We start from the raw sequence: 20,704 nt of genomic DNA, 5'->3' as shown, positions 1-20,704 counted from the left end.
ACTCAGAGCGCGTCGGGCAGCGTGGTGACGCCGTCGTCGGCGAGGAAGTGGCCGGCGCCGGGCACCACCCGGACCGGCACGCCCAGCAGCCGGGCGAGCCGGTCGGTGTGCGCCGCGGGGACGTAGGCGTCCGCATCGGAGCGGAGCACCGTGATCGCGCCGGTCCGGGCCGCGACCCGGTCGAGGTCCGGCACCGCGCCGGCGACGTACGGGTCCAGGCCCGGCAGCGCCGGCAGCGGGTCCACGAACCCGGCGACGAGGACGAGCCGGCCGAGCCGCCAGTCGCCGGGCAGCGCGGCGAGGTGCCGCAGCACGGTGAGGCAGCCCAGGCTGTGGCCGACGACGAGATCGCCGGCCGCCGGCGTGCCGACGGCCGCGGCGGTGGCGGCGAGCCAGCGCTCCCGGTCGGGCGCCTCCGGCTCCGGCAGGGCGGGGACGGCGCTCGCGAGACCGGCCCCGGCGTGCCGCTGCGCGAGCCAGCCGAACCAGTGATCGGCCGGCGTGGCGCCGTACCCGTGGATGATCGTGGCGCGCGGCGGGGTTGCACTCGTCGTCATGGCGAGGACCGTAGGGGTTCACGCCGGCGTGAAGGTCAAGCGGAGGAACCGGATGCTGATCGGCGAGCTCGCCCGCCGCACGGGGACGACCACCCGGGCGCTGCGGCACTACGAGGACACGGGCCTCCTGGTCCCCGAGCGCACGACGGCCGGCTACCGCACCTACGCGCCGGCCGACGTCGCGCGCGTCGCCCAGATCCGGGCGCTGCTCGACGCCGGGATCGGCACCGCGACCATCCGCCGCTTCCTCGGCTGCGCGCGCGACGGCCACCACGGCACCTACCTCGAGCTGTGCCCGGACCTGCGCGCCGAGCTGGACGCGATCGCCGCGCGCATGGACGCCGAGCAGGCCGCCCTGTCGGCCCGCGGCGCGCGGCTGGCCGGACTGGTCACCTGCCCGCGGTGACCCTCGCGGGCCGGTGACCGGACACCGCCCGCTGGGGCGGCGTGTGGATGTCGAAGGGCAGCAGCTCCTGGCCGAGCATCGAGTGCGGCTCCTGCCCCGGGACGACGAGCCCGAGCCGCTCCAGGAACGGGAACCGCGCGTCGTCGGCGACGAAGTGGCGGACGGTCATCGGCGGGTGCCAGATGCTGTAGGTCCCGACGCCGCCGCCCCGGCGCCGGCGGTACCAGCCCTGGGTCGGGTGCGTGAGCAGCGCGTGCCAGGCGTCATCGGTGGCGAACCCGTCGAGCCCGGCCGGGACGACGGGCGCCTCCGTCGCGCGGCAGACCGCGTCGTCGGTGCGCAGCCGCCAGGTCGCGCGGGCGTCGTCCCAGGCGGCGGTGAGGGCGATCCGCTCGCGGTGCCACGGCATCCCCCAGAGGTGGCGCGGCAGGGCGACGGTGGCGTGGTCGAACGCCGTCCCGAGGAACCAGGCACCGAGGACGCCGGCGCGGCGCACGTAGGCCCGGTAGTTGACCTGGCCGCAGGTGATCGCCACCCGCGGCAGCCCGCGGAAGTGGAACGCCTCGTCGCGGAAGGCCACGGCGGAGACCAGCGCCGCCGGCCCCTCGGCCAGCGGGAGCACCTCCGGCTCCCAGCCCGGCGGCAGGTGCCGGGCGAGGCGCTCCGGCGCGACCCGGAACGTGGTGATCATGAAGTCGGCCAGGTCCGAGGCCGCGTGGAACCACCGGACCGGCGGCCGCTCCGTGCCGCGGACGCCGTCGACCACGCTCAGAACAGCAGGGCCGTCGCCGGATCGCCGACCAGGCCGGCGACGTCCGCCAGGAACTGCGAGCCGGTCGCACCGTCGATGTGGCGGTGGTCGAAGGACAGCGACAGCGTCATCACCTGGCGCGGGACCACCTGGTCGCCCACGACCCACGGCTGCGGCTTGATCGCGCCGAGGCAGAGGATCGCGGACTCCCCGGGATTGATGATCGGCGTCCCGCCGTCGACCCCGAAGACGCCCACGTTGGTGATCGTGAACGAGCCGCCGGACAGGTCGGCCGGCTGGGTGCGGCCCTCGCGGGCGGTCGCGGTCAGCGTCTCGAGCGCCTGGGCGAGCTCGAGGAGCGAGAGCGCGTGGGCGTCCTTGACGTTGGGGACGACGAGCCCGCGCGGGGTCGCCGCGGCGATGCCGAGGTTGACGTAGTGCTTGACCACGACCTCCTGGGCGGCCTCGTCCCACGTCGAGTTCAGCAGCGGCGTGCGCCGCAGCGCGAGCAGGCACGCCCGGGCGATGACGAGCAGCGGGCTCACCTTGACCCCGGCGAACTCGCGGCGCTCCTTGAGCCGGGCGACGAGCTCGACCGTGGCGGTCGCGTCGATGGTCACCCACTCGGTGACGTGCGGCGCGGTGAACGCCGAGGAGACCATGGCGGCGGCCATGTTCTTGCGGACGCCCTTGATCGGCTCGCGGGTCTCGCGGCCGGCCGGGTCGGCGGCGACGGGGGTCGCGGCGGCGGTGGCGGTGGCGGTGGCAGTGGGGGTGGCGGTCGCGGCGAGGACGTCCTCCTTGCTGACCGTCCCCTTGGGACCGGTCGGCACGAGCGCGGTGAGGTCGACGCCGAGGTCGCGGGCGAGGCGCCGGACCAGGGGCTTGGCGAGCGCCCGGACCGGACGGGTGACCGTCGCCTCGGCGACCGGCGCGGCCGCGGGCGCGGGCGCGGGGGCGGGCTCGCCCTTGCGGGTGCGCCGCTTGAGCGCGCGCTGCTTGGGTCCGTAGCCGACCAGCGTCGCATTGCCCTCGGGGGGCACGTTGGTGTCGATGATGACGGGCCCGCCGGTGCTGACCGCGGGCGCGACCGGCGTCTCTGCGGGCGGCGCGGCGGGCGTCTCGGTGGGCGGCTCGGGTGCGGCGCCGGGCACACCGATCCGGATGATCGGCGTCCCGACCTCGACGGTGTCGCCCTCGGCGACCAGGAGCGCGAGCACCTCGCCGGCATAGGGCGAGGGCAGCTCGACGATCGACTTGGCGGTCTCGATCTCGACGACGATGTCGTTGATGGCGATCACGTCGCCGGTCTTGACCCGCCAGGCCACGATCTCGGCCTCGGTCAGACCCTCGCCGACGTCCGGGAGCTTGAATTCGTTCGCCATGGGGCGGGCCTCCTCAGAACCCGAAGGTGCGGTCGACGGCATCGAGCACCCGGTCGAGGTCGGGGAGGAAGGCCTCCTCGATCCGCGCCGGGGGGTAGGGCGTGTCGTAGCCGGTGACCCGCAGCACGGGCGCCTCGAGCGAGTGGAAGCACTCCTCGGTGACCCGGGCGGCGATCTCGGCGCCGAGGCCGAGCGTCTGGTGGGCCTCGTGGACGACGACGAGCCGGCCGGTGCGGCGCACGGACTCGTGGACGGGCAGCAGGTCGAGCGGGGAGAGGGTCCGCAGGTCGATCACCTCGAGCGAGCGGCCCTCCTCGGCGGCGACGGTCGCGGCGTCGAGGCAGGTCGACACGGTGGGCCCGTAGCCGACCAGCGTGGCGTCGGCACCGGGCCGGACGACGCGCGACTGCCACAGGGGGGCGGGTGGGGCCGACTCGTCGACCTCGCCCTTCGCCGAGTGGTAGAGCCGCTTGGGCTCGAGGAAGATCACCGGGTCGTCGGCGTGCACGGCCTGCTGGATCATCGCGTAGGCGTCGGCCGGGTTGGAGCAGGCGACGACCTTGAGCCCCGGCGTGTGCGCGAACTGCGCCTCGGGCGACTCACTGTGGTGCTCGACCGCGCCGATGCCGCCGCCGAAGGGGATCCGGATGACCATCGGGATCCGGATCCGGCCCTGGCTGCGGAAGTGCAGCTTGGCGACCTGGCAGACGATCTGGTCGTAGGCGGGGTAGACGAAGCCGTCGAACTGGATCTCGACCACCGGCCGGTAGCCGCGCATCGCCAGGCCCACGGCGGTGCCCACGATGCCGGACTCGGCGAGCGGGGTGTCGATGACGCGGTCGTCGCCGAAGTCCTTCTGGAGGCCGTCGGTGATCCGGAAGACGCCGCCGAGCGTGCCGACGTCCTCGCCCATGACGACGACCTTGTCGTCGTCCTCCATCGCGCGGCGCAGCCCGGCGTTGAGCGCCTTGGCCAGGGTCATCGTGGTCATGACGTCACCTCCGCGAACGAGGCGGCGTGCTCGTCGTAGGCCGCCTGCTGGGCAGCCAGCTCGGCCGTCTGCTCGGCGTGGACGAGAGCGAACATGTCGCGCAGGTCGGGGTCGGGCAGCGCGTGGCACTCGCGCCGCATCCGCTCGCCGAGCGCGTCGGCCTCGGCGGCGACCGCCGTCATGAACTCGTCGTCGGCCAGGCCGTTGCGGCGCAGGTAGGCCTCGAGCCGGGCGATCGGGTCCTTGAGCTTCCAGTGCTCGACGTCGTCGCTGAGCCGGTAGCGGGTGGGGTCGTCGGTGGTGGTGTGCGCGCCCATCCGGTAGGTGTAGGCCTCGATCAGGATCGGGCCCTGGCCCTCGCGGGCCCGCTGCAGCGCGGCCTGCATGACGGCGTACGTCGCGAGGACGTCGTTGCCGTCGACCCGGATGCCGGGGAAGCCGAAGCCCTGCGAGCGGCGGTAGAGCGGGATCCGGGACTGCCGCTCGAACGGCTCCGAGATCGCCCACTGGTTGTTCTGGCAGAAGAAGACCACCGGAGCGTTGTAGGAGGCAGCGAAAACGAAGGCCTCGTTGACGTCGCCCTGCGACGAGGCGCCGTCGCCGAAGTGGGCGACCACCGCCGTGTCGCGCGTGGGATCGCCGGTGCCGACGAGGCCGTCGCGCTGGACGCCCATCGCGTAGCCCGTCGCGTGGAGCGTCTGTGCGCCGATCACGATCGTGTAGAGACCGAAGTTGTGCTCGCTGGGGTCCCAGCTGCCCTGGTCGACCCCGCGGAAGAGGGCGAGGAGCTTGACCGGGTCGACCCCGCGGCACCACGCGACCGCGTGCTCGCGGTAGGTCGGGAAGACGTAGTCCTGGGGCGCGAGCGCCCGTCCGGCCCCGATCTGCGCGGCCTCCTGGCCGAGCAGCTGGGCCCACAGGCCGAGCTCGCCGTGGCGCTGCAGCGCGGTCGCCTCGATGTCGAGACGGCGGACCAGCGTCATGTCGCGGAAGAACCCGCGCAGCTGGTCGGGGGTGAAGTCGAGGTCGAAGCCCGGGTGGTGGACCCGCTCCCCCTCGGGCGTCAACAGCTGGACGAGCTCGGGATCGGCCTGCTGCTCGGGGGCCGGTCCGAAGACGGGGTCGGTCATCACCACTCCTTGCGTCCGTCCCGGCGGGGTCGCCGCCGCGGAACGGGTAGGGGTCGTTCCGTGGTCCGGCTCGGTCACAGGGGTGGCGTGACGTGTGATCCGGACCACACGCTCATCGCCACGATACTCGTCCCCATGTCCGACTCGTGAGGACGGCCCGGGAGGGTGCTCCCGGGCCGTCGATCGATCACTTCTTCTCTACGTAGCTGTACCCGCTGACGAGCCACTCGCCGGACGAGCCGTCGAGCGCCCAGGTGGACACGAGCGTCTTGCCGGTGTTCGGCGCGTAGACGTCGCCCTTGACCTCGGCGATGTCGCCGACGGTGGTCGGCTCCTCGAAGGTGTATTCCGCGTTGGACATCTTCAGGTTGCCGGCGACCGCCTTGCAGCCGGCCTGGTCGGTGAACTCCGACGCGAAGTAGTCGGGGGTCGTCAGCCCCTCGACGGCTAGACAGTTGCCCTCGAGGAGCGAGTCGAGGAATGCCTGGGCGGTGATCTTGGGGTCCTCCGAGGGAGCGTCGCCGAGGCCACCGGTGGACGCGGTGTCGGTCGGCTCGTCGGTCGGCTCGTCGGTGGACTCGGTCGAGTCGGTGGACTCGGTCGTGGCGTCGTCGCTCGGCGACTGCGAGGTCTTCTCGTCGCTCGCCTTCTTGTCGCCGTCGTCGTCCTTGAAGACGGTGAAGGCGAGCACCGCCGCCACTCCCAGCACCAGGACCACGACCCCGGCGATGATGCCGATGATCAGGCCCTTCTTGCCGCCACCGCCGCCGCTGCCGGTCGGCGGGGCGGAGAAACCACCGGGGTAGCCGGGGCCACCGGGACCGCCGGGGTAGCCGCCGGGCTGGCCCGGGTAGCCGCCGGGAGCGGGCGGCTGGCCGTAGGGCTGCTGGGGCTGGCCGTAGGGCTGCTGCGGCTGCTGCGGCTGCTGCGGCGGCTGGGGCTGGCCGTAGGGCTGCTGCGGCGGCTGGGGAGGAACAGGCGCACCGCCGGACGTGGGTGCGATCTGCGTCGGGGGGAGCTCGCCGGGCTGTCCGGGCGGCGGGAACTGATCACTCACTCACGTGAGCCTAGGGAGTGAAGTGCCCGTCTGCACCAGGAATCGCCGAAGCGGGAGCCTGCTCCGCACGCGTGCGGCGGGGCCAGAGCGAGAGCGCGACGAGCACCAGTCCGACGGGCGCCGCGACCAGGAAGGCCCGCGCGTACGGCGTCAAGGAGCCCACGACCGCGTCCAGCATCACGCCGGTGAGCTCGCGGCGGTCGGCCTCGACCTGGTCGAGCGCGGCCGTGGTCGCCGGGTCGACCGCGAGGAGCAGGACGACGGCCGCGACCGCCACCCCGAGCAGGGCGAAGCCGGCGGTGCGCACCCGTCCGCGCCAGCCGTGCGCGACGAGCACGCCGAGCAGCACCAGCGCCGCCCAGGCGAGCGGGACGATCCGGTTGAAGCGGTCCGCCGCCCGGTACGCCGGACCGCCCTCGGCGACCTTGGCCTTCGTCGTGACCGGGACGTCGAGGGGGATGGTCGGCAGCAGCCCGACCGGGATCCCGCGGTCCTCGAGCTGGAGCAGCACCTGGGCCACGAGCGGGCTGGCGTCGACGGTGATGTCGCCGTCGGTCGGTGCGTCCGGGTCGTCCAGGACGGCGAGCACCTGCTGGTGCAGGTCGCCGTTCGCCTTGCGCCAGAACGTCGGGAAGTCGGGGCTCCGGACCACCTTCAGCGCCGCGGTCCGGGCCCATCCGCGGACGGCGCTCGGGAGCCCCACCGGGATGTGCCTCTCGAGCGCCTTGACCGCCGCGTCGGCGGCGGCGTCGGCGAGGACCTGCTGCACGACCGGGTCGTCGGAGAGGTCGCCGACCGTGTCGACGTACGCCTCGCGGTCGTCGACGCGCTCGCTGACCCAGGTGGCGCCGATCGCGAAGGGGGCGAGCAGGGTGGCGAGCAGGATCGCGACGACCGCGGTGAACGACCTCATCGGAGTGCCTGCCTCAGTCCCCTGTGTAGAAGGGGTCGGCGACCTTCCAGTCGCCGTCCTCCTTGACGATCTTCAGCCGAACGGTCGTGCGCTGGCGGTCGACGCCGTCGAGCACCTCGGCGGCGAAGTCGTCGTCGCCGGAGTAGTCGGTGGTCTGCTCCACCTCGACGATCGCCTCGTCGTCGCCGCGCTCGTCGACGTCGGTGACCTCGAGGTCGTAGTCGAAGCCGGCGCGGATGTCGTCGACGGAGACGCCGTAGTCGTCCTCGTAGCGGTCGGACTCCTCGTCCTCCCGGTCGCGCTGCTCGTCGGCGTACTGGCCGCAGTCGTCGCCGGCACCGGCGTCGACGAGCAGGGCGTCGCGGCGCTCCTCGACCAGCAGCTCGCAGACCGCCTCGTGGTCACCCTCGAAGGTGGCGCCGAGGTAGTCGGTCGCGACGCTCTCCGGGTCGTTCCCGCCGAGCACCCGGGCCGCGACGAGGACGACGAGCAGCAGGGCCAGGAGGCCGCCGCCGGCCGCGCCGAGCACGAGCAGGGTCCTGCTGCGGTTGGGATCCGGTCGGGCGATGACCGCCGGCGCCGGTGCCGGGACCGGGGGCGGTGGGGGTGGCGGGGGCTGGTCGTGCTGGGTGTGCTGGGTGTGCTCGGTCCACTCGGCGCCGTCCCACCAGCGCTGCCCACCCAGACCGTCGGGGTACCACCCGGCCGGGATCGACGGCTGGTTCGGGTCGGGCATGCGGATCGACTCCTCGCGATGACGGGCGGCCACCCGTCAGGCGGACAGGCACGAGCTGGCCCGCATCATGCCACGCGGAGGAGCCCTCAGCTGCCGGCGGTGATCAGCGCCACGGCCACCACGAAGCCGATGAGCACGAGGGCGGTGAGCAGGCCCATCGTGAAGCCGATGGTCCGCTTCGCGCTCGGTGGCGGGGGCGGCAGGCCGGGGCCGGCGGGGACGCCCGGGACGCCGTACCCGGCAGGCCCGGCGGGGGGCTGGGGCGGGTACGGCTGCCCTCCTCCCCCGAGGTAGGCCGGCGGCGGGGCCGGCTGCTGCGGGTAGCCCTGCGGGACGCCGGGCTGCGGCGGGACACCGTACGGCGGGGGCTGCGTCATGGGCTCAGCCTAGGAGCGGGACCCGGTCCGCTCCACCGGTTGTGCGAAATCGGCTCAGCCGGCCCGGTCGATCAGCCAGCGACCGTCCTCCTGGACGAGCGAGACGACGGAGTCCTGGCTCTTGCCGTAGGCGTTGATCTTCACCGGCACCTTCGCCGTGCCGCGCGCCTGGTCGACGGTGGGCTGGCCGACGTCGTAGGTGACCTCGTCGCCCAGCTGCGTGGGGATCGTGTCGTTGGCGCAGCGGCCGTTGGCCTTGACGTACGCCTCGGTCACGAGCTCCTCGGCGGTCGCGCAGTCGCCGGCGAACGCGGAGTCGAGGAACGCCTCGACCACCGCGGCCGGCTCGTTCGGGACGGCGGACGCGGTGCTGGTCCCGCTCGGCGTCCCGGTGCCGGTGGCGCCGGGGGTGCCGGTGGCGCTGGGGGTGCCGGACGAGGCCGGCGGGCTGGGCACGATCGTGCCGCTGCTCGTCGAGCGGCCCGCGTGGTACGACGCGACCCGCCAGGCGCCGTCGACCTGCTCGAGCGTGAAGAGGTACTCCGTGGAGCCCTGGCTGCTCGTGAAGTCGACCGGGACCGTGGCCGTCGACCCGTCGATGCTCGCCGTGCCCACGTCGGAGTCGACGTCGTCGCCGGCGAGGAGCTGGAACTCGTCGCTCTCGCAGGGCCGCGCCGAGCGGGCGGTCTCGGTGAGGAGCTTCTCGACCGCGGCGCAGTCGCCCTCCTCGGCGGCGTCGAGGACGTCGTCGACGACGTCCTCGGGCGAGCGGGCGCTGCTGGTCGGGCCGTCGCTGCTGCCGGTGTCGTCGTCGCCGTCGTCGTCGCCACCGGTGAGGACGAGCACGAGGGCGACCACCACGCCGACGAGCGCGAGGACGCCGACGACGCCCAGGGCGATCCACAGCCCCTTGCCCTTGCCGGCGCCGGTGCCGGGCGGTCCCGGGGGTGGCGGCGGGAACGGCGGGGGGCCGACCGGCGGGGGGCCGACCGGCGGCGGGCCCAGCGGCGGGGGCGGCGGTCCGGGCGGTCCGGGCGGGGGCGGCGGGGCGCCGTACGGCTGGTTCGGGTCGCTCACCGCGGGCTCACCTGCTCGAGGAAGTCGCTGAACCACGACTCCAGCTCGGACGGGTTGGTCGGGAAGTCGCTCGGGAGGAGGTCGGTCGGGAACTCGCTCGGCAGCTTGGTCGGGAACGGGATGCTCGGCAGGTCGGACGGCAGCCCGCTCGGCAGGTCGGTCGGGAAGTCCGACGGGTCGATCGTCGGGAGGTCGAGCCCGCTGGTCGGCGCATCGGACGGGGTGTCGCCGTCGGTCGTGCCGGACGTCTCCTCGCTGACCTTCTCGTCCTTGCCCCCGTCGTCCTTGCCGAGGAGCACGATCCCCCCGACGACCACGATCGCGAGGAGCAGCACGACGCCGAGCACGGCGATCGCGATCCGCAGGCCCTTGCCGCCACCGACCTCGAGGGAGGACGGCGTTCCCGGCGTTCCCGGCGGCGGAGGCGGCAGCGTGGGCAGCACCGCGGTCGGCTCCGGCGGGACGGCGACCGTCTCGCCCCCCTGGGCATCCCCCTGGGCAGCCCCCTGCTGGTCACCGCGGACGTGGTCGGTCCAGGCGTTGCCGTCGTACCAACGCTGGTTGCCGTCGGCGTCGGGGTACCAGCCGGGCTGGCTGGGCGTCGGTCCGGGCACCCGGGCCTCCTGCGGGGGTCGGTCGGAGGGGACGACGACACCGTATCCCGCAGCGCCCCCGGCACAATGGACGCCATGACCGCACCGTCGTCCTCGCCTCGGGGCCGCTTCGCGACACTCAGCGTCGAGCACGCCTCGACGGTCTCGCGGGTGGCGGCCGAGCTGCGCCGCGCGGTGTTCGAGGGCGAGCTCGAGAGCGGGACGCCGCTGCGCGAGATCGCACTGGCCGAGTCGCTGGGCGTCTCGCGGCCCACGGTGCGCGAGGCGCTGTCGGTCCTCGTCGCCGAGGGCCTGGCCACCCGCGAGCCGCACCGCGGGGTCGCCGTCGCGACGCCACGGGCCGAGTCGGTGCGCGACGTGTGCCGGGCGCGGTGGGTGCTCGAAGGTGCCGGCGTCCAGGCCTGGGCCGGCGCGGACGACGTCCGGCGGCAACGGGTCCGGGACACCCTCGAGGCCTACACCAGCGCGGTCCGCGGCGGGCGGGCGTCGTACGAGGAGCTGAACGAGCGGCACCTGTCCTTCCACGTCTCGCTCGTCGAGCTGACCGGGAGCCCGCGCCTGGTGCAGATGGCCGAGGCGCTGATGGACGAGCTCAAGCTCGCCCTCGCCCAGGTCGACCGGATCCGCCGCAACGCCCACGACGAGGCCGAGTCCCACGAGGGTCTCGTCACGCTGCTCGAGGCCGGCCGTATCGACGGCCCCGGCGGCGCGTCCGAGTTCCTGCGCCAGCACATCGCCGACGCCGAGGTCGAGGTCATCGACGCGCTGGGGCTGGAGTAGCCGCAGCCCCGTCTCTGCAAGGATGACCCCATGCTGGCCTTCCTCTCCCGCTGGGCGATCACGGCTGCCGCGCTCGCCGTCGCCGCACAGCTCCTCGACGGCATCTGGTTCGAGGGCGCCGACGCCGGTCGCGCCGAGCTCGAGGACAAGATCCTCCCGCTGCTGCTGGTCGCGCTCATCTCGTGCGTGGTCACGGCGTGGGTGAAGCCGGTCCTCACCTTCCTGTCGATCCCCTTCATCCTGGTGACGCTGGGGCTCTTCCTCGTCATCCTCAACGCGCTGCTGCTGCGGTTCACCGCGTGGCTGGCGGGCCTGGTCGACATCGGCTTCCACGTCAGCGGCTTCTGGGCGGCGTTCTGGGGCTCGATCATCATCAGCATCACGACGTGGTTCCTCGACGCCCTGGTCGGCGTCGACGACTGACGCCGCGGTGAGCGTCGTCCCCCCGCCGCCCCGGACGCCGGGGCGCTACCGCATCGCGCTGGTCTGCCTCGGCAACATCTGCCGCTCCCCCATGGCCGACGTCGTCCTGTCGGCCCGGGTCGCCGACGCCGGGCTGGACGACGTCGTCGAGGTGGTCAGCGCCGGCACCGGCGGCTGGCACGCCGGCGAGCCGATGGACCGCCGCGCCGCCGCCCTCCTCACCGCCGAGGGGTACGACGCCAGCCGGCACCGCGCCCAGCAGGTCCGGGCGTCCTGGCTCGACACGTACGACCTCGTGCTCGCCATGGACGACGCCAACCTCGCCGACCTGCAGGCCCTCGGGCCGGCCGATCCCGCCCGGGTCCGCCTCTTCCGCGACTTCGACCCCGAGGGCACCGGCGAGGTCCCCGACCCGTACTACGGCGGCGACGCCGGCTTCCGCGACGTCCTCACGCTGGTCGAGCGCACCGCGGACGCGCTGACCGGTGACCTGCTTCACGTGGTGCTACCGACGGGTCACCCGTAGGTTTACTAGGACGTCCAACTAAATCAGCACCGGTGCGCACGGAGCGCGCCGCAGAGGGGAGACCACATGACGGGCATCGAGCGGGTCGGCGTGGTGGGCGGCGGCCTGATGGGTTCGGGCATCGCCGAGGTCAACGCCCGCGCCGGCAAGGACGTGATCGTCGTCGAGTCCTCCCCTGCCGCGGTCGACAACGCCCGCCAGCGCCTCACGAGCTCGCTGGAGCGCGCCGAGAGCCGCGGCAAGATCGAGTCGGCGGCCGCCGTCCTCGACCGGATCCGCGTGGTCGACGACCTCACCGCCCTCGCCGACCGCGACATCGTGATCGAGGCCATCGTCGAGGACGAGGCAGCCAAGACCGACCTCTTCCGCCGTCTCGACGAGATCGTCACCAGCCCGGACGCCATCCTCGCGTCGAACACCTCCTCGATCCCGATCATGAAGCTCGCGGTCGCCACCCAGCGCCCCAGCCACGTGCTCGGCGTCCACTTCTTCAACCCGGTCCCGGTGCTCAAGCTCGTCGAGCTCGTCCCCTCGCTCATGACCGACGCCGCGACCACCGAGCGCGCCCGCGCGTTCGTCCAGGACGACCTCGGCAAGAACGCCATCGACTGCCAGGACCGCGCCGGCTTCGTCGTCAACGCCCTGCTGATCCCCTTCATCCTCTCGGCGATCCGGATGCTCGAGTCGGGCTTCGCCACCGCCGAGGACATCGACCAGGGCCTCGTCCTCGGCGCCGCCCACCCCCAGGGCCCCCTGGCCCTCGCCGACCTGATCGGCCTCGACACCACCAAGGCCGTCGCCGAGTCGCTCTACGAGGAGTTCAAGGAGCCGCTCTACGCCGCCCCGCCCCTCCTCGCCCGGATGGTCGAGGCCGGCCTGCTCGGCCGCAAGACCGGACGCGGCTTCTACACGTACGGCTGACCCCGGACTCACCGCCGGCCCGCTTGGTGGTGGGGTAACACGCTGTCCACGTTGCTGGACGCCGCTTGTCGTCGCGACACGCCGGTAGATCGGGCCCCGGAGCGACGTCAACCGCCGGGAAGCACAGCGGACAGCGTGTTACCCGACCACTGAAACCGCGACCGCGACCGACCGCGACCCGACCCCCAGAGCGCACCCGAGGTGGCGGCCGCGTAGCGGCGGCGCGGACGAAGTCCGCGCCGGCACCCCGCGCCGCAAAGCCGGCCGTCAGGGCCCCGCAGTCAAGGACGCCGAAGGCGCCGCGAAGCGGACCGAGCGCAGCGAGGGTCCTTGACGGCGGGAGACGGCCGGCTAAGCGCGGCCGCCACCGCAACCCCGCTCACCGACCAGCACACCCGCGACCGGCACAAACCTGCACCCTCAGGCGCCCAACCCTGCTACTTCGCCCGCCCAACCCTGCTACTTCGGCGGGCCAACCCACCCACCTCGGCGGCGGGAGGATCAGCCGCGCAGCCCGGGGAAGTCGTCGTCGCGGAACTCGCCTGCCGACCGCTGGCCCGAGGCCTCGGCGTCGACCTCGCGGTGGCGCAGCTCGACCCGGCGGATCTTGCCCGAGATGGTCTTGGGGAGCTCGAAGAACTCCAGGCGCCGCACCCGCAGGTACGGCGCGAGGTGCTCGCGGGCGTACTTCAGGATCGACTCGGCCGTCTCGGCCGACGGCGTGTGCCCCGGCACCAGTGCGATGTAGGCCTTGGGGACGGCGAGGCGCACCGGGTCGGGCGCGGGGACGACGGCGGCCTCCGCGACGGCCGGGTGCTCGATGAGGACCGACTCGAGCTCGAAGGGGCTGATCTTGTAGTCGGAGGCCTTGAAGACGTCGTCGGTGCGGCCGACGTAGGTGATGCAGCCGTCGGCGTCCCGGGAGGCGACGTCGCCGGTGTGGTAGAAACCGCCGGCCATGGCCTCGGCGTTCTTGGCGGGGTCGCCCTGGTAGCCGGTCATCAGCGGGAGGGGGTGGGCGGCGAGGTCGAGGCAGAGCTCGCCCTCCCCCACCCCGGGGACCACCTCGCCGGTCAGCGGGTCGACGAGGACGACGGGCATGCCGGGCAGCGGGTGGCCCATGGCGCCGGGGACCACCGGCTGGCCGGGGGTGTTGGCGATGCAGGCGGTCATCTCGGTCTGGCCGAAGCCGTCGCGGATGGTCAGGCCCCAGTGCTTCTCGACCTGGCTGATCACCTCGGGGTTGAGCGGCTCGCCGGCGGCGATCGCCTCGCGCAGGACGCCGGGGCCGCCGGAGAGGTCGGCGTTGATGAGCATCCGCCACACGGTCGGCGGCGCGCAGAACGTCGTGACGCCCTCGGCGCGGATCTGGCCGAGCAGCGCGGCCGCGTCGAAGCGCGCGTAGTTGTAGACGAAGACGGTCGCCTCGGCGAGCCACGGCGCGAAGAAGTTCGACCACGCGTGCTTCGCCCAGCCGGGGCTGGAGATGTTGAGGTGGACGTCGCCGGCCTGCAGCCCGAGCCAGTACATCGTCGAGAGGTGACCGACCGGGTACGAGACGTGCGTGTGCTCCACGAGCTTGGGCCGCGACGTCGTCCCGGACGTGAAGTAGAGGAGCAGCCGGTCGTCGCTGGCGTTGCCCGGGTGCGGCACCGGCACCGCCGCAGACTCGTACGCCGTCGCGTAGGGCAGCCACCCGGAGGCGTCCGAGGAGCCCACGACCACCCGGACCGGCGCCCCCGGCACCTCGTCGAACTTGGGCACGTCGGCCGCATTGCAGATGACGGCGCGGGCCGCGCCGCGCTCGAGCCGGTCGACCAGCTCGGCGGTGCCGACGGCGGTCGTGGTCGGCATGATCACCGCGCCGAGCCGGATGAGCGCGAGCATCGACTCCCACAGCTCGACCTGGTTGCCGAGCATCACGACGACGGCGTCACCGCGGCCGACCCCCTGCGCCGCGAGGTACGCCGCGACCTGCTCGGACCGGGTCACCATCTCGCCGAAGGTGTACGACGAGCGGGCGCCGTCCTCCTCCACGATCACCAGGGCCGGCTGGTCGTTGTCGCGGGCGTAGCCGTCGAACCAGTCGTGCACGAAGTTGAACGACGGCCCGACGTCGGGCCACCGGAAGGAGGCGACTGCCGCGGCGCGGTCGGTGCGATGCGTGCGCAGCAGGTCGCGCGCAGTACCCAGGGCGGTGCTCATGGTCTCCACTCTCGTTCCCACCGCCGCGGTGCGGAAGCCCCGAAAGGAGGCACCGCACCGCGACGACGTGGTTCTCGGGTCGGGTCAGCCGGCGACCGGGACGCGGGCGTCGCGCAGCATCCCCGTGGCCGGGTGGCAGTTGATGTACTCGAAGGTCTGGTCGCGGCCGTCGGAGACCGAGACCTCGTGGTAGAGCCGGAGCTTCTCCAGCCCCGTCACCACGCGGAAGAAGGTCACGAAGATCCGCAGGTGGGTGGGGTGCGACTCCGCCCACCGCTCGAGCAGGTCGAGCGAGCGCCAGTGCCCGAGGTTGTAGCTCTCGTCGAGCTCGTTGCCGTCGAGGTCGATGCTGCGGACGAAGCGGTTGCTGTAGCAGCCGTGGTCCTGGCCGTTGTCGCGGAGGAAGTCCATGCCGTCCTGGAGGGTCGGCAGGATCTCGTCGACGTAGAGGTCGCGCTCGTCGGGGCCGGCGGCGCGCCAGTCCTGCCCGGAGCGGATCAGGCAGATGTTGTCGTGCCCCCGGACGACGACCCGCCCACCCTGCGCGGGATCGCCCTCGACCACGGTCAGCTCGCCGGAGGCCTCCATCCAGTCGGTCTGGGAGATCGGCATCCGGTCGCGGGCCGAGCCCCAGTAGCCGTGCTCCTCGATCTCCCCGCTGGCCTGCGGCATCAGCGTGCCGACCCCGGGGAAGTCCTCGGTGAACGCGTAGAGGGTCTCGAGCTGCTCGACGCGCGGGGCGACGATCTCGCGGAAGTAGCCCAGCCCCTCGGTGAGCCGCTCGTCCGACGCCCACCAGCCGGCGACCTCGTCGGAGCGCAGCCACCGGCAGTACGCCGCGGGGTCGGCCCAGTAGGCGAGCACCATCAGGTTGTGGTGCCCCTGGTTGTCGACGTGGTGGGTCAGGTCGTGGTGCGCGGGGCCGTCGGCGAGCTCGAAGGTCCCGACGATGTGGCGCAGCGCGGCGAGGGCCTGCGGCCGGCGGTCCTCGTCGGCGTACTGGACGCCGAACGAGGCCATGACCACCTGCTGCAGGTCCTTCGGGCCGCGCCCGACGAACATCGGGAACGGCGGCGCGTAGTCGTCGGCGACCCGCCGCGACAGGGTGCGCGGGCACTTCAGGTGGGTGTCGATCGCTGATTCCATGGGTTCCTCAATTCGGGTCGTGACGATGGTGGGGATGTCGGTCAGGCGGTGGTGCGGCGCAGCCCGGCCGCGGTGCGCACCTCGCCGAGCTCGGCAGGTGGCTCGGCGAGGCCCGGTCCGCCGCGGCGGACCCAGTCGGCCACGGCGCGGGCCCGGTCGACGGTGTTGACCTCGGTGACCCAGGCCGGCCGGGCGCCCGAGGCGCGCGCCGCCGTCGCGGGGTTCACGACGACGACATTGGCCAGGTCGCAGGCCCACAGGCAGTCGACGACGCGCAGCTCGGCACCCGGCCCGAGGTCGTTGCCGAGGACGGCCGCGACGGCGTCGTGGTCGACGTCGGGGAGCTTCGCCCGGGTGCCGCAGCAGCAGCCGCGGCACATCCGGACCCGGGGGCCGCGCTCGTCGCCCACGGCCTCAGGCCCGGACCAGGTGCTCGGCCCGGGAGACCGGCGCGGACCGCGGCTGACCGAGCCAGGCGCAGGTGGCGCCGAGCGCCAGCCACATCAGCCCGAGCTGGGCGAGCGAGGCGATCCGGAACTCCCAGACCAGGTCGGCCGGGACGTTCGCGGGGATCGGGTCCGCGGCGTGGGGAAGGACGGCGACCAGGACCGCCGTCCCGACCACGCCCACGGCGACGGCCGCGACGGCGCGGGTGCCCGGCCGGAGCGCGCCGGAGCGGGCGACGCCGAGCACCAGCGCGGCCAGGCCCACGGCGCAGACGATGGTGCCGAGGTAGGTGACGGTGCGCAGGTCGACCGTCGCCGGGTCACCGACCGCGGGCGGGTTGGCCGGGACGACGAGCGCCGGCGCCAGGGTGAACGTCAGGAAGCCCAGTCCGGCGAGGGTCATCGTGGTGCCGGCCGTCGTCCGCCCGGGCAGCCGCGAGCCGAGGAAGCGGTGCACCAGCGCGAACGCGATGCCGACGAGGACACCGACGACCAGCACCGTCACCAGACCGAGGACGACCTGCTCCGACCGGGAGACCAGGGCCTCCGCGCCATGGTCGTGGACCGGGCCGGCGGTGTGCTCGTGCGCGCTGCCCGCCTCCTCGATGGCGATCGCCGCCCGGATCGACGGCTCGACGAGCCAGCTCAGGGCGGCGGCGCCGAGCCCGCCGGCCACGGCGCCCGCGAGGGCACCGTGACCGACGGTCCGGCCGAGCGGCGGGGCGGACGCGGTGCTCACGGTCCGCCCCGCTCAGTGGCAGGGCACGCCGAGGGCGTGCCGTGCGTCGTGGGTCGCCTCGTGCAGGTAGGACGCCGCGTCCGCGGACAGCAGCAGCCCGTTCTCCTGCAGGAGGAAGAGCACCCCCAGCAGCATGACGGCGGCGAGGGCGAGGCCGAGCGCGGCGGACGCGACGCGCCCCGGGACGAGGGTGGTGGTGCTGTGTGCCATGAGGATCTCCGTTCAGAGGTGGGCGGCGCGGGCCGGGTCGACGGCGATCGGCTCGGTGTGCGCCTCGTGGTGGTTGCGGTTCGCCGGGAGGGCGAGGACGTCGCGGGTCTGGCGGGCCAGCTCCTCGGCGCCGAGCAGGCCGAGACCCCCGAGCACCGACTCGAGGGCGGCGACCCAGTGCTCGTAGTACGACCAGCCGCGGTCGCTGGCCGCGGTGCTCGCCTCCCAGCCGTCGATCGACGCGACGAGCGCCTGCTGGAAGTCCGTCCAGTCGAAGCCGAGCTCGCGGTGCGCGGACACGGCCATCGCGAAGGCGCGGATCTCCCAGGGGTGCTCGAAGGAGAGCTGCTCCGGGTCGGCGGCGGGCAGGCCGCAGACCAGTGCCTCGACGCGGCTGCGGTCGGCCGCCACGTCCGCCGGGTCGGCGTAGGGCGCCGGCAGCATCAGGCCACCGCCCCGACCGGGCCGACGCCGATCATGGCGTCCCGGGTGACCAGCTCGAGGAGCTGCTCCTCGGTCCAGCCGTCGGTGCCGGCGGGACGCTGCGGGAGCACCCAGTAGCGCATCTCGCTGCTGGTGTCCCACACCCGCACCTCGACCTCGTCGGGGACGGTGAAGCCGAACGCCTCGCGCAGCACCTTGCGGGGCTCGCGGGTGATCGCGGCCCGGTACTGCGGGTCTTTGTACCAGTTCGGCGGCAGGCCGAGCACCGGCCAGGGGTAGCAGGAGCACAGCGTGCAGACGATGACGTTGTGCACGCTGTCGGTGTTCTCCAGCACCACCATGTCCTCGCCCTGCAGGCCGCCGATGCCCAGCTCCTTGCAGGCGTCGGTGGCGTCGGCGACGAGCCGGGCCTTGAACTCCGGGTCGGTCCAGGCCTTCACCACGACCTGGGCGCCGAGGCGCGGCCCGACCTCGTTCTCGTAGAGCTCGACCATCCGGTCGATCGCCTGGGTGGTCATGACGCCCTGCTCGATGAGCATCGACTCGAGCGCCTTGACGCGCGCGGCGATCTCCGCCTGGGTACGGGTGGTGGCGCTCATGCGCGGGCTCCTTCGGTGGTGACGGTGACGGTGACGGGCTCGAGGTAGGGGTCCCAGACGTCGAAGTTGACGACCTGGTTGGGCTCGGCGTACTCGGCGCCCCAGAGCTCCTCGGCGCGGAACCGGACGGTGTAGACGTGCTCCGGGTTCTCGCCGAGCCCGTTGCCCGCGCTGTCGGCGTAGATCATCGGACCGTGGTGCAGCACGACCTCGCCGATCGCGCCGCGCACGTAGCGGGCGCGGCGGGTGTGCCCCTTGGGGGACGAGCGGATCACCCGGACGACGTCGCCGACCTGGAAGCGCGCGACCTTGTCCGACTCCCGCTTGGCCGGGGCTCCGGCCGGCACGACGGCCTCGACGAAGGCGAGCAGCTCCGGGTCGTCGTCGTGCTCCGGCAGCGGCGCGTCGGGGTGGGCGAGGTAGTGCTCGGTGCGCCGGTCGAGCTCGGCGATGTCGAGCTTGCCCAGCTGCTCGCCGAAGTGCTCGACGGTGTGGACCCAGTGCTCGTAGTAGGGCGACTTCAGGTAGACGGCAGGATCGATCAGCTCGATCCCGTGCCGGAACTGGTCCACGCCGAAGAAGCCGGCGCGGAAGCACATGGCGAACATCGGGAAGACGGTGCGCTCCCAGTCGGCCCGGAAGACCGGTTCCTCCTCGGGGACGACCACGGGGCCGATCCCGTCGGTGCCGGCCAGGTCGAAGACTCCGTTCATGCGGTGAGCTCCTTGTCGTGGGTGGTGGTGGGGCGAGGCGGGGTGAGGGTGCCGAGCGTCTGCTCGAAGGCGTGGGCCGCGCGGAGGACGCCGGCGTCGTCGTGCCTCCGGCCGACGACCATGAGGCCGACCGGGAGACCGTCGGAGAGACCGGCGGGGATGCTGCAGGCCGGGTGCCCGGTGACGTCGAACGGCGCGGTGTTGGCGACCATCTCCAGGGCCCGGGTGACGACCTCCTCGGCCGACGCGTCGGCCGCCGGGATGGGGCTGGCCACGATCGGGAGCGTCGGCATGACGAGCACGTCGTACGTCGCCAGCGGGGTGTCGTAGGCCGCGGCGAGACGGTGCTCCAGGTTGCGCGCCTTGCCGTACGCCGCGCCGTACCCCTGGCGCAGCGACCAGGTCCCGCCGAGCGCGACGAGCTTGACGGTCTCGGAGAACGCCGCGGGGTCGCGCCGCCACCGCTCGCCGTAGAAAGCCATCTGGTCGGGGTCGTAGCGACCCTTCCAGTTGAGGCCGTACGCGTTGCCCTGCAGCATCTGCCAGGTCGCGCCCTCGACCGAGATCACGTCCCAGAGCGCGGCGCCGTGCCGGTGCCAGGGGATCGCGACCTCCTCGGCGACGTGGCCGGCGGCCGTGAGCCGCTCGATCGCGTCCCGGACGACCGCGTCGACGCCCGGGTCGGAGTTGGCCAGGCCGAAGCCCTCGGTCACCACACCGATCCGCAGGCCGCGGTCGAGGTGGTCGAGGCCGGCGACGTAGTCCTCGCCGGCCAGACCCGCGGGCTGGCGCGGGTCGGCGCCGTCGGCACCTGCCAGCACGGTCAGCATCGCCGCGGCGTCGGCCACGGTCGGTGCGATCGGTCCGAGGTGGTCGATGGACTGCTCGATCGGGAAGGCGCCGGTGTACGGCACCAGGCCGAAGGTCGGCTTGTGCCCCACGACACCGCAGAAGGCAGCCGGGATCCGGATCGAGCCGCCCTGGTCGCCGCCGAGCGCGAGGTCCACCTCCCCGGCGGCCACGAGCGCCGCGCTGCCGCTGGACGAGCCGCCGGTGGTGCGGCCGAGGTCCCACGGGTTGCGGACCGGCCCGGACTTCGCCGTGTGGGAGGCGCCCGAGAAGCACAGGTCCTCGCAGACCGCCTTGCCCGCGATCGTCGCGCCCGCGTCGAGCAGGCGGGTGACCACGGTGGCGTCCGTCGACGGCACGAAGCCCCGCACCGTCTCCGAGCCGTTCATCATCGGGACGCCGGCCACGGCGATGTTGTCCTTGACCGCCACCCGCCGCCCGGCGAGCGGGCCGCCACCGCCCGAGGACAGGTCGGTGGTGACGTACCACGCGCCGAGGGGGTTGCCGTCCGGCTCCGCCCAGTCCCGGGTGGGCGCCACGGGCGCCACGTCGTCGTACAGCTCCTCGACGACCGCCCACGAGCCCAGCAGCCCGGTGGCCGCGGCGTGGTAGAAGTCCAGGTCCCCGTCGGCGATGCCGAGCCGCAGCTCGCCCGCCAGGTCCCTGATCGCCGTTCGGGACGGCAGCTCCATGGCAGTTCTCCTCTTCG

25 protein-coding genes are annotated in these 20,704 nt (G+C 73.5%); 5 read left to right on the top strand and 20 right to left on the bottom strand.

Translation table 11 applies throughout. The features are described from left to right. Nucleotides 1–2: 2 nt before the first annotated feature. Nucleotides 3–557, bottom strand: a complete 555-nt coding sequence (locus tag BM223_RS02080) for an RBBP9/YdeN family alpha/beta hydrolase (RefSeq protein ID WP_038682027.1) — start codon at nt 555–557, stop codon at nt 3–5. Nucleotides 558–585: 28 nt separating this feature from the next. On the opposite strand from BM223_RS02080, the gene BM223_RS02075 reads away from it, so the two are divergent. After that, nucleotides 586–963: a MerR family transcriptional regulator gene (locus BM223_RS02075; protein ID WP_235319064.1), complete on the top strand. Its 378-nt coding sequence runs from the start codon at nt 586–588 to the stop codon at nt 961–963. Here the strand turns inward: BM223_RS02075 and BM223_RS02070 are convergent. From BM223_RS02070 to BM223_RS02025, 10 genes are all read right to left on the bottom strand, one after another. Next, complete coding sequence (locus tag BM223_RS02070) at nt 947–1,729, bottom strand: DUF2071 domain-containing protein (protein WP_038682029.1); 783 nt, start codon at nt 1,727–1,729, stop codon at nt 947–949. The two genes, BM223_RS02075 and BM223_RS02070, sit on opposite strands and share 17 nt — an antisense overlap. A 2-nt stretch (nt 1,730–1,731) precedes the next feature. Next, nucleotides 1,732–3,099 carry a dihydrolipoamide acetyltransferase family protein gene (locus BM223_RS02065; RefSeq protein ID WP_038682031.1) on the bottom strand — a complete coding sequence of 456 codons (1,368 nt, stop codon included), beginning with the start codon at nt 3,097–3,099 and terminating at the stop codon, nt 1,732–1,734. A gap of 13 nt (nt 3,100–3,112) precedes the next feature. Then, a complete protein-coding gene (locus tag BM223_RS02060; RefSeq protein ID WP_038682033.1) occupies nt 3,113–4,090 on the bottom strand; it encodes an alpha-ketoacid dehydrogenase subunit beta in 978 nt (325 codons plus the stop codon). Beyond that, nucleotides 4,087–5,220, bottom strand: a complete 1,134-nt coding sequence (gene pdhA / locus BM223_RS02055) for a pyruvate dehydrogenase (acetyl-transferring) E1 component subunit alpha (RefSeq protein WP_052139062.1) — start codon at nt 5,218–5,220, stop codon at nt 4,087–4,089. The genes BM223_RS02060 and pdhA overlap by 4 nt, the downstream gene beginning before the upstream one ends. A gap of 187 nt (nt 5,221–5,407) precedes the next feature. Beyond that, nucleotides 5,408–6,277, bottom strand: coding sequence for a hypothetical protein (locus BM223_RS28175; RefSeq protein WP_038682035.1), 870 nt, complete (start codon nt 6,275–6,277; stop codon nt 5,408–5,410). A gap of 10 nt (nt 6,278–6,287) precedes the next feature. Continuing rightward, nucleotides 6,288–7,190, bottom strand: a complete 903-nt coding sequence (locus BM223_RS02045; protein WP_038682038.1) for a hypothetical protein — start codon at nt 7,188–7,190, stop codon at nt 6,288–6,290. Nucleotides 7,191–7,203: 13 nt separating this feature from the next. Then, nucleotides 7,204–7,926, bottom strand: coding sequence for a DUF2510 domain-containing protein (locus tag BM223_RS29440; protein ID WP_052139063.1), 723 nt, complete (start codon nt 7,924–7,926; stop codon nt 7,204–7,206). Nucleotides 7,927–8,012: 86 nt separating this feature from the next. Continuing rightward, nucleotides 8,013–8,303, bottom strand: coding sequence for a hypothetical protein (locus tag BM223_RS28775; RefSeq protein WP_052139064.1), 291 nt, complete (start codon nt 8,301–8,303; stop codon nt 8,013–8,015). 54 nt (nt 8,304–8,357) lie between these two features. After that, nucleotides 8,358–9,380: a nuclear transport factor 2 family protein gene (locus tag BM223_RS02030; RefSeq protein ID WP_075018443.1), complete on the bottom strand. Its 1,023-nt coding sequence runs from the start codon at nt 9,378–9,380 to the stop codon at nt 8,358–8,360. Next, nucleotides 9,377–9,994, bottom strand: a complete 618-nt coding sequence (locus tag BM223_RS02025; protein WP_052139065.1) for a DUF2510 domain-containing protein — start codon at nt 9,992–9,994, stop codon at nt 9,377–9,379. Before BM223_RS02025 ends, BM223_RS02030 begins: the two co-directional genes overlap by 4 nt. Before the next feature lie 75 nt (nt 9,995–10,069). Between BM223_RS02025 and BM223_RS02020 the strand changes: the two genes are divergently transcribed. From BM223_RS02020 to BM223_RS02005, 4 genes are all read left to right on the top strand, one after another. Next, a complete protein-coding gene (locus BM223_RS02020) occupies nt 10,070–10,774 on the top strand; it encodes a GntR family transcriptional regulator (protein WP_075018505.1) in 705 nt (234 codons plus the stop codon). Between the two features lie 30 nt (nt 10,775–10,804). Beyond that, a complete protein-coding gene (locus BM223_RS02015) occupies nt 10,805–11,197 on the top strand; it encodes a phage holin family protein (RefSeq protein ID WP_038682040.1) in 393 nt (130 codons plus the stop codon). Between the two features lie 7 nt (nt 11,198–11,204). Beyond that, the gene (locus BM223_RS02010) at nt 11,205–11,723 is read left to right on the top strand and encodes a low molecular weight protein-tyrosine-phosphatase (protein WP_038682042.1); all 519 of its coding nucleotides are present in this window, start codon (nt 11,205–11,207) and stop codon (nt 11,721–11,723) included. A gap of 75 nt (nt 11,724–11,798) precedes the next feature. After that, on the top strand, nt 11,799–12,644 hold the full coding sequence (locus tag BM223_RS02005) for a 3-hydroxybutyryl-CoA dehydrogenase (RefSeq protein WP_269465049.1): 846 nt from the start codon (nt 11,799–11,801) through the stop codon (nt 12,642–12,644). Between the two features lie 501 nt (nt 12,645–13,145). On the opposite strand, the gene BM223_RS02000 is transcribed toward BM223_RS02005, so the two are convergent. The 9 genes from BM223_RS02000 to BM223_RS01960 form a co-directional block, all read right to left on the bottom strand. Next, nucleotides 13,146–14,849: an AMP-binding protein gene (locus BM223_RS02000; protein ID WP_038682046.1), complete on the bottom strand. Its 1,704-nt coding sequence runs from the start codon at nt 14,847–14,849 to the stop codon at nt 13,146–13,148. An 84-nt stretch (nt 14,850–14,933) separates the two neighbouring features. Then, nucleotides 14,934–15,995: an aliphatic aldoxime dehydratase gene (gene oxdA, locus BM223_RS01995; protein ID WP_038682049.1), complete on the bottom strand. Its 1,062-nt coding sequence runs from the start codon at nt 15,993–15,995 to the stop codon at nt 14,934–14,936. A 41-nt stretch (nt 15,996–16,036) separates the two neighbouring features. Beyond that, the gene (locus BM223_RS01990; protein ID WP_075018442.1) at nt 16,037–16,405 is read right to left on the bottom strand and encodes a hypothetical protein; all 369 of its coding nucleotides are present in this window, start codon (nt 16,403–16,405) and stop codon (nt 16,037–16,039) included. A 4-nt stretch (nt 16,406–16,409) separates the two neighbouring features. Continuing rightward, nucleotides 16,410–17,180: a CbtA family protein gene (locus BM223_RS01985; RefSeq protein ID WP_038682050.1), complete on the bottom strand. Its 771-nt coding sequence runs from the start codon at nt 17,178–17,180 to the stop codon at nt 16,410–16,412. Between the two features lie 12 nt (nt 17,181–17,192). Continuing rightward, nucleotides 17,193–17,390 (bottom strand): CbtB domain-containing protein, encoded by a 198-nt coding sequence (locus BM223_RS01980; RefSeq protein ID WP_038682052.1) that lies wholly within the window; start codon nt 17,388–17,390, stop codon nt 17,193–17,195. Nucleotides 17,391–17,402: 12 nt separating this feature from the next. Further along, nucleotides 17,403–17,834, bottom strand: a complete 432-nt coding sequence (locus BM223_RS01975; RefSeq protein WP_038682054.1) for a nitrile hydratase accessory protein — start codon at nt 17,832–17,834, stop codon at nt 17,403–17,405. After that, nucleotides 17,834–18,433 (bottom strand): nitrile hydratase subunit alpha, encoded by a 600-nt coding sequence (gene nthA, locus BM223_RS01970; protein WP_038682055.1) that lies wholly within the window; start codon nt 18,431–18,433, stop codon nt 17,834–17,836. Before nthA ends, BM223_RS01975 begins: the two co-directional genes overlap by 1 nt. Further along, nucleotides 18,430–19,146, bottom strand: coding sequence for a nitrile hydratase subunit beta (gene nthB / locus BM223_RS01965; protein WP_038682057.1), 717 nt, complete (start codon nt 19,144–19,146; stop codon nt 18,430–18,432). The genes nthA and nthB overlap by 4 nt, the downstream gene beginning before the upstream one ends. Continuing rightward, a complete protein-coding gene (locus BM223_RS01960) occupies nt 19,143–20,687 on the bottom strand; it encodes an amidase (protein WP_052139067.1) in 1,545 nt (514 codons plus the stop codon). Before BM223_RS01960 ends, nthB begins: the two co-directional genes overlap by 4 nt. Nucleotides 20,688–20,704 lie beyond the last annotated feature (17 nt).

It is taken from the genome of Pimelobacter simplex (genome assembly GCF_900114845.1).
Taxonomy (GTDB): Bacteria; Actinomycetota; Actinomycetes; order Propionibacteriales; family Nocardioidaceae; genus Nocardioides; species Nocardioides simplex.
Note: the sequence above shows the minus strand (reverse complement) of the source record. Positions and strands in the feature narration are given on the sequence as shown.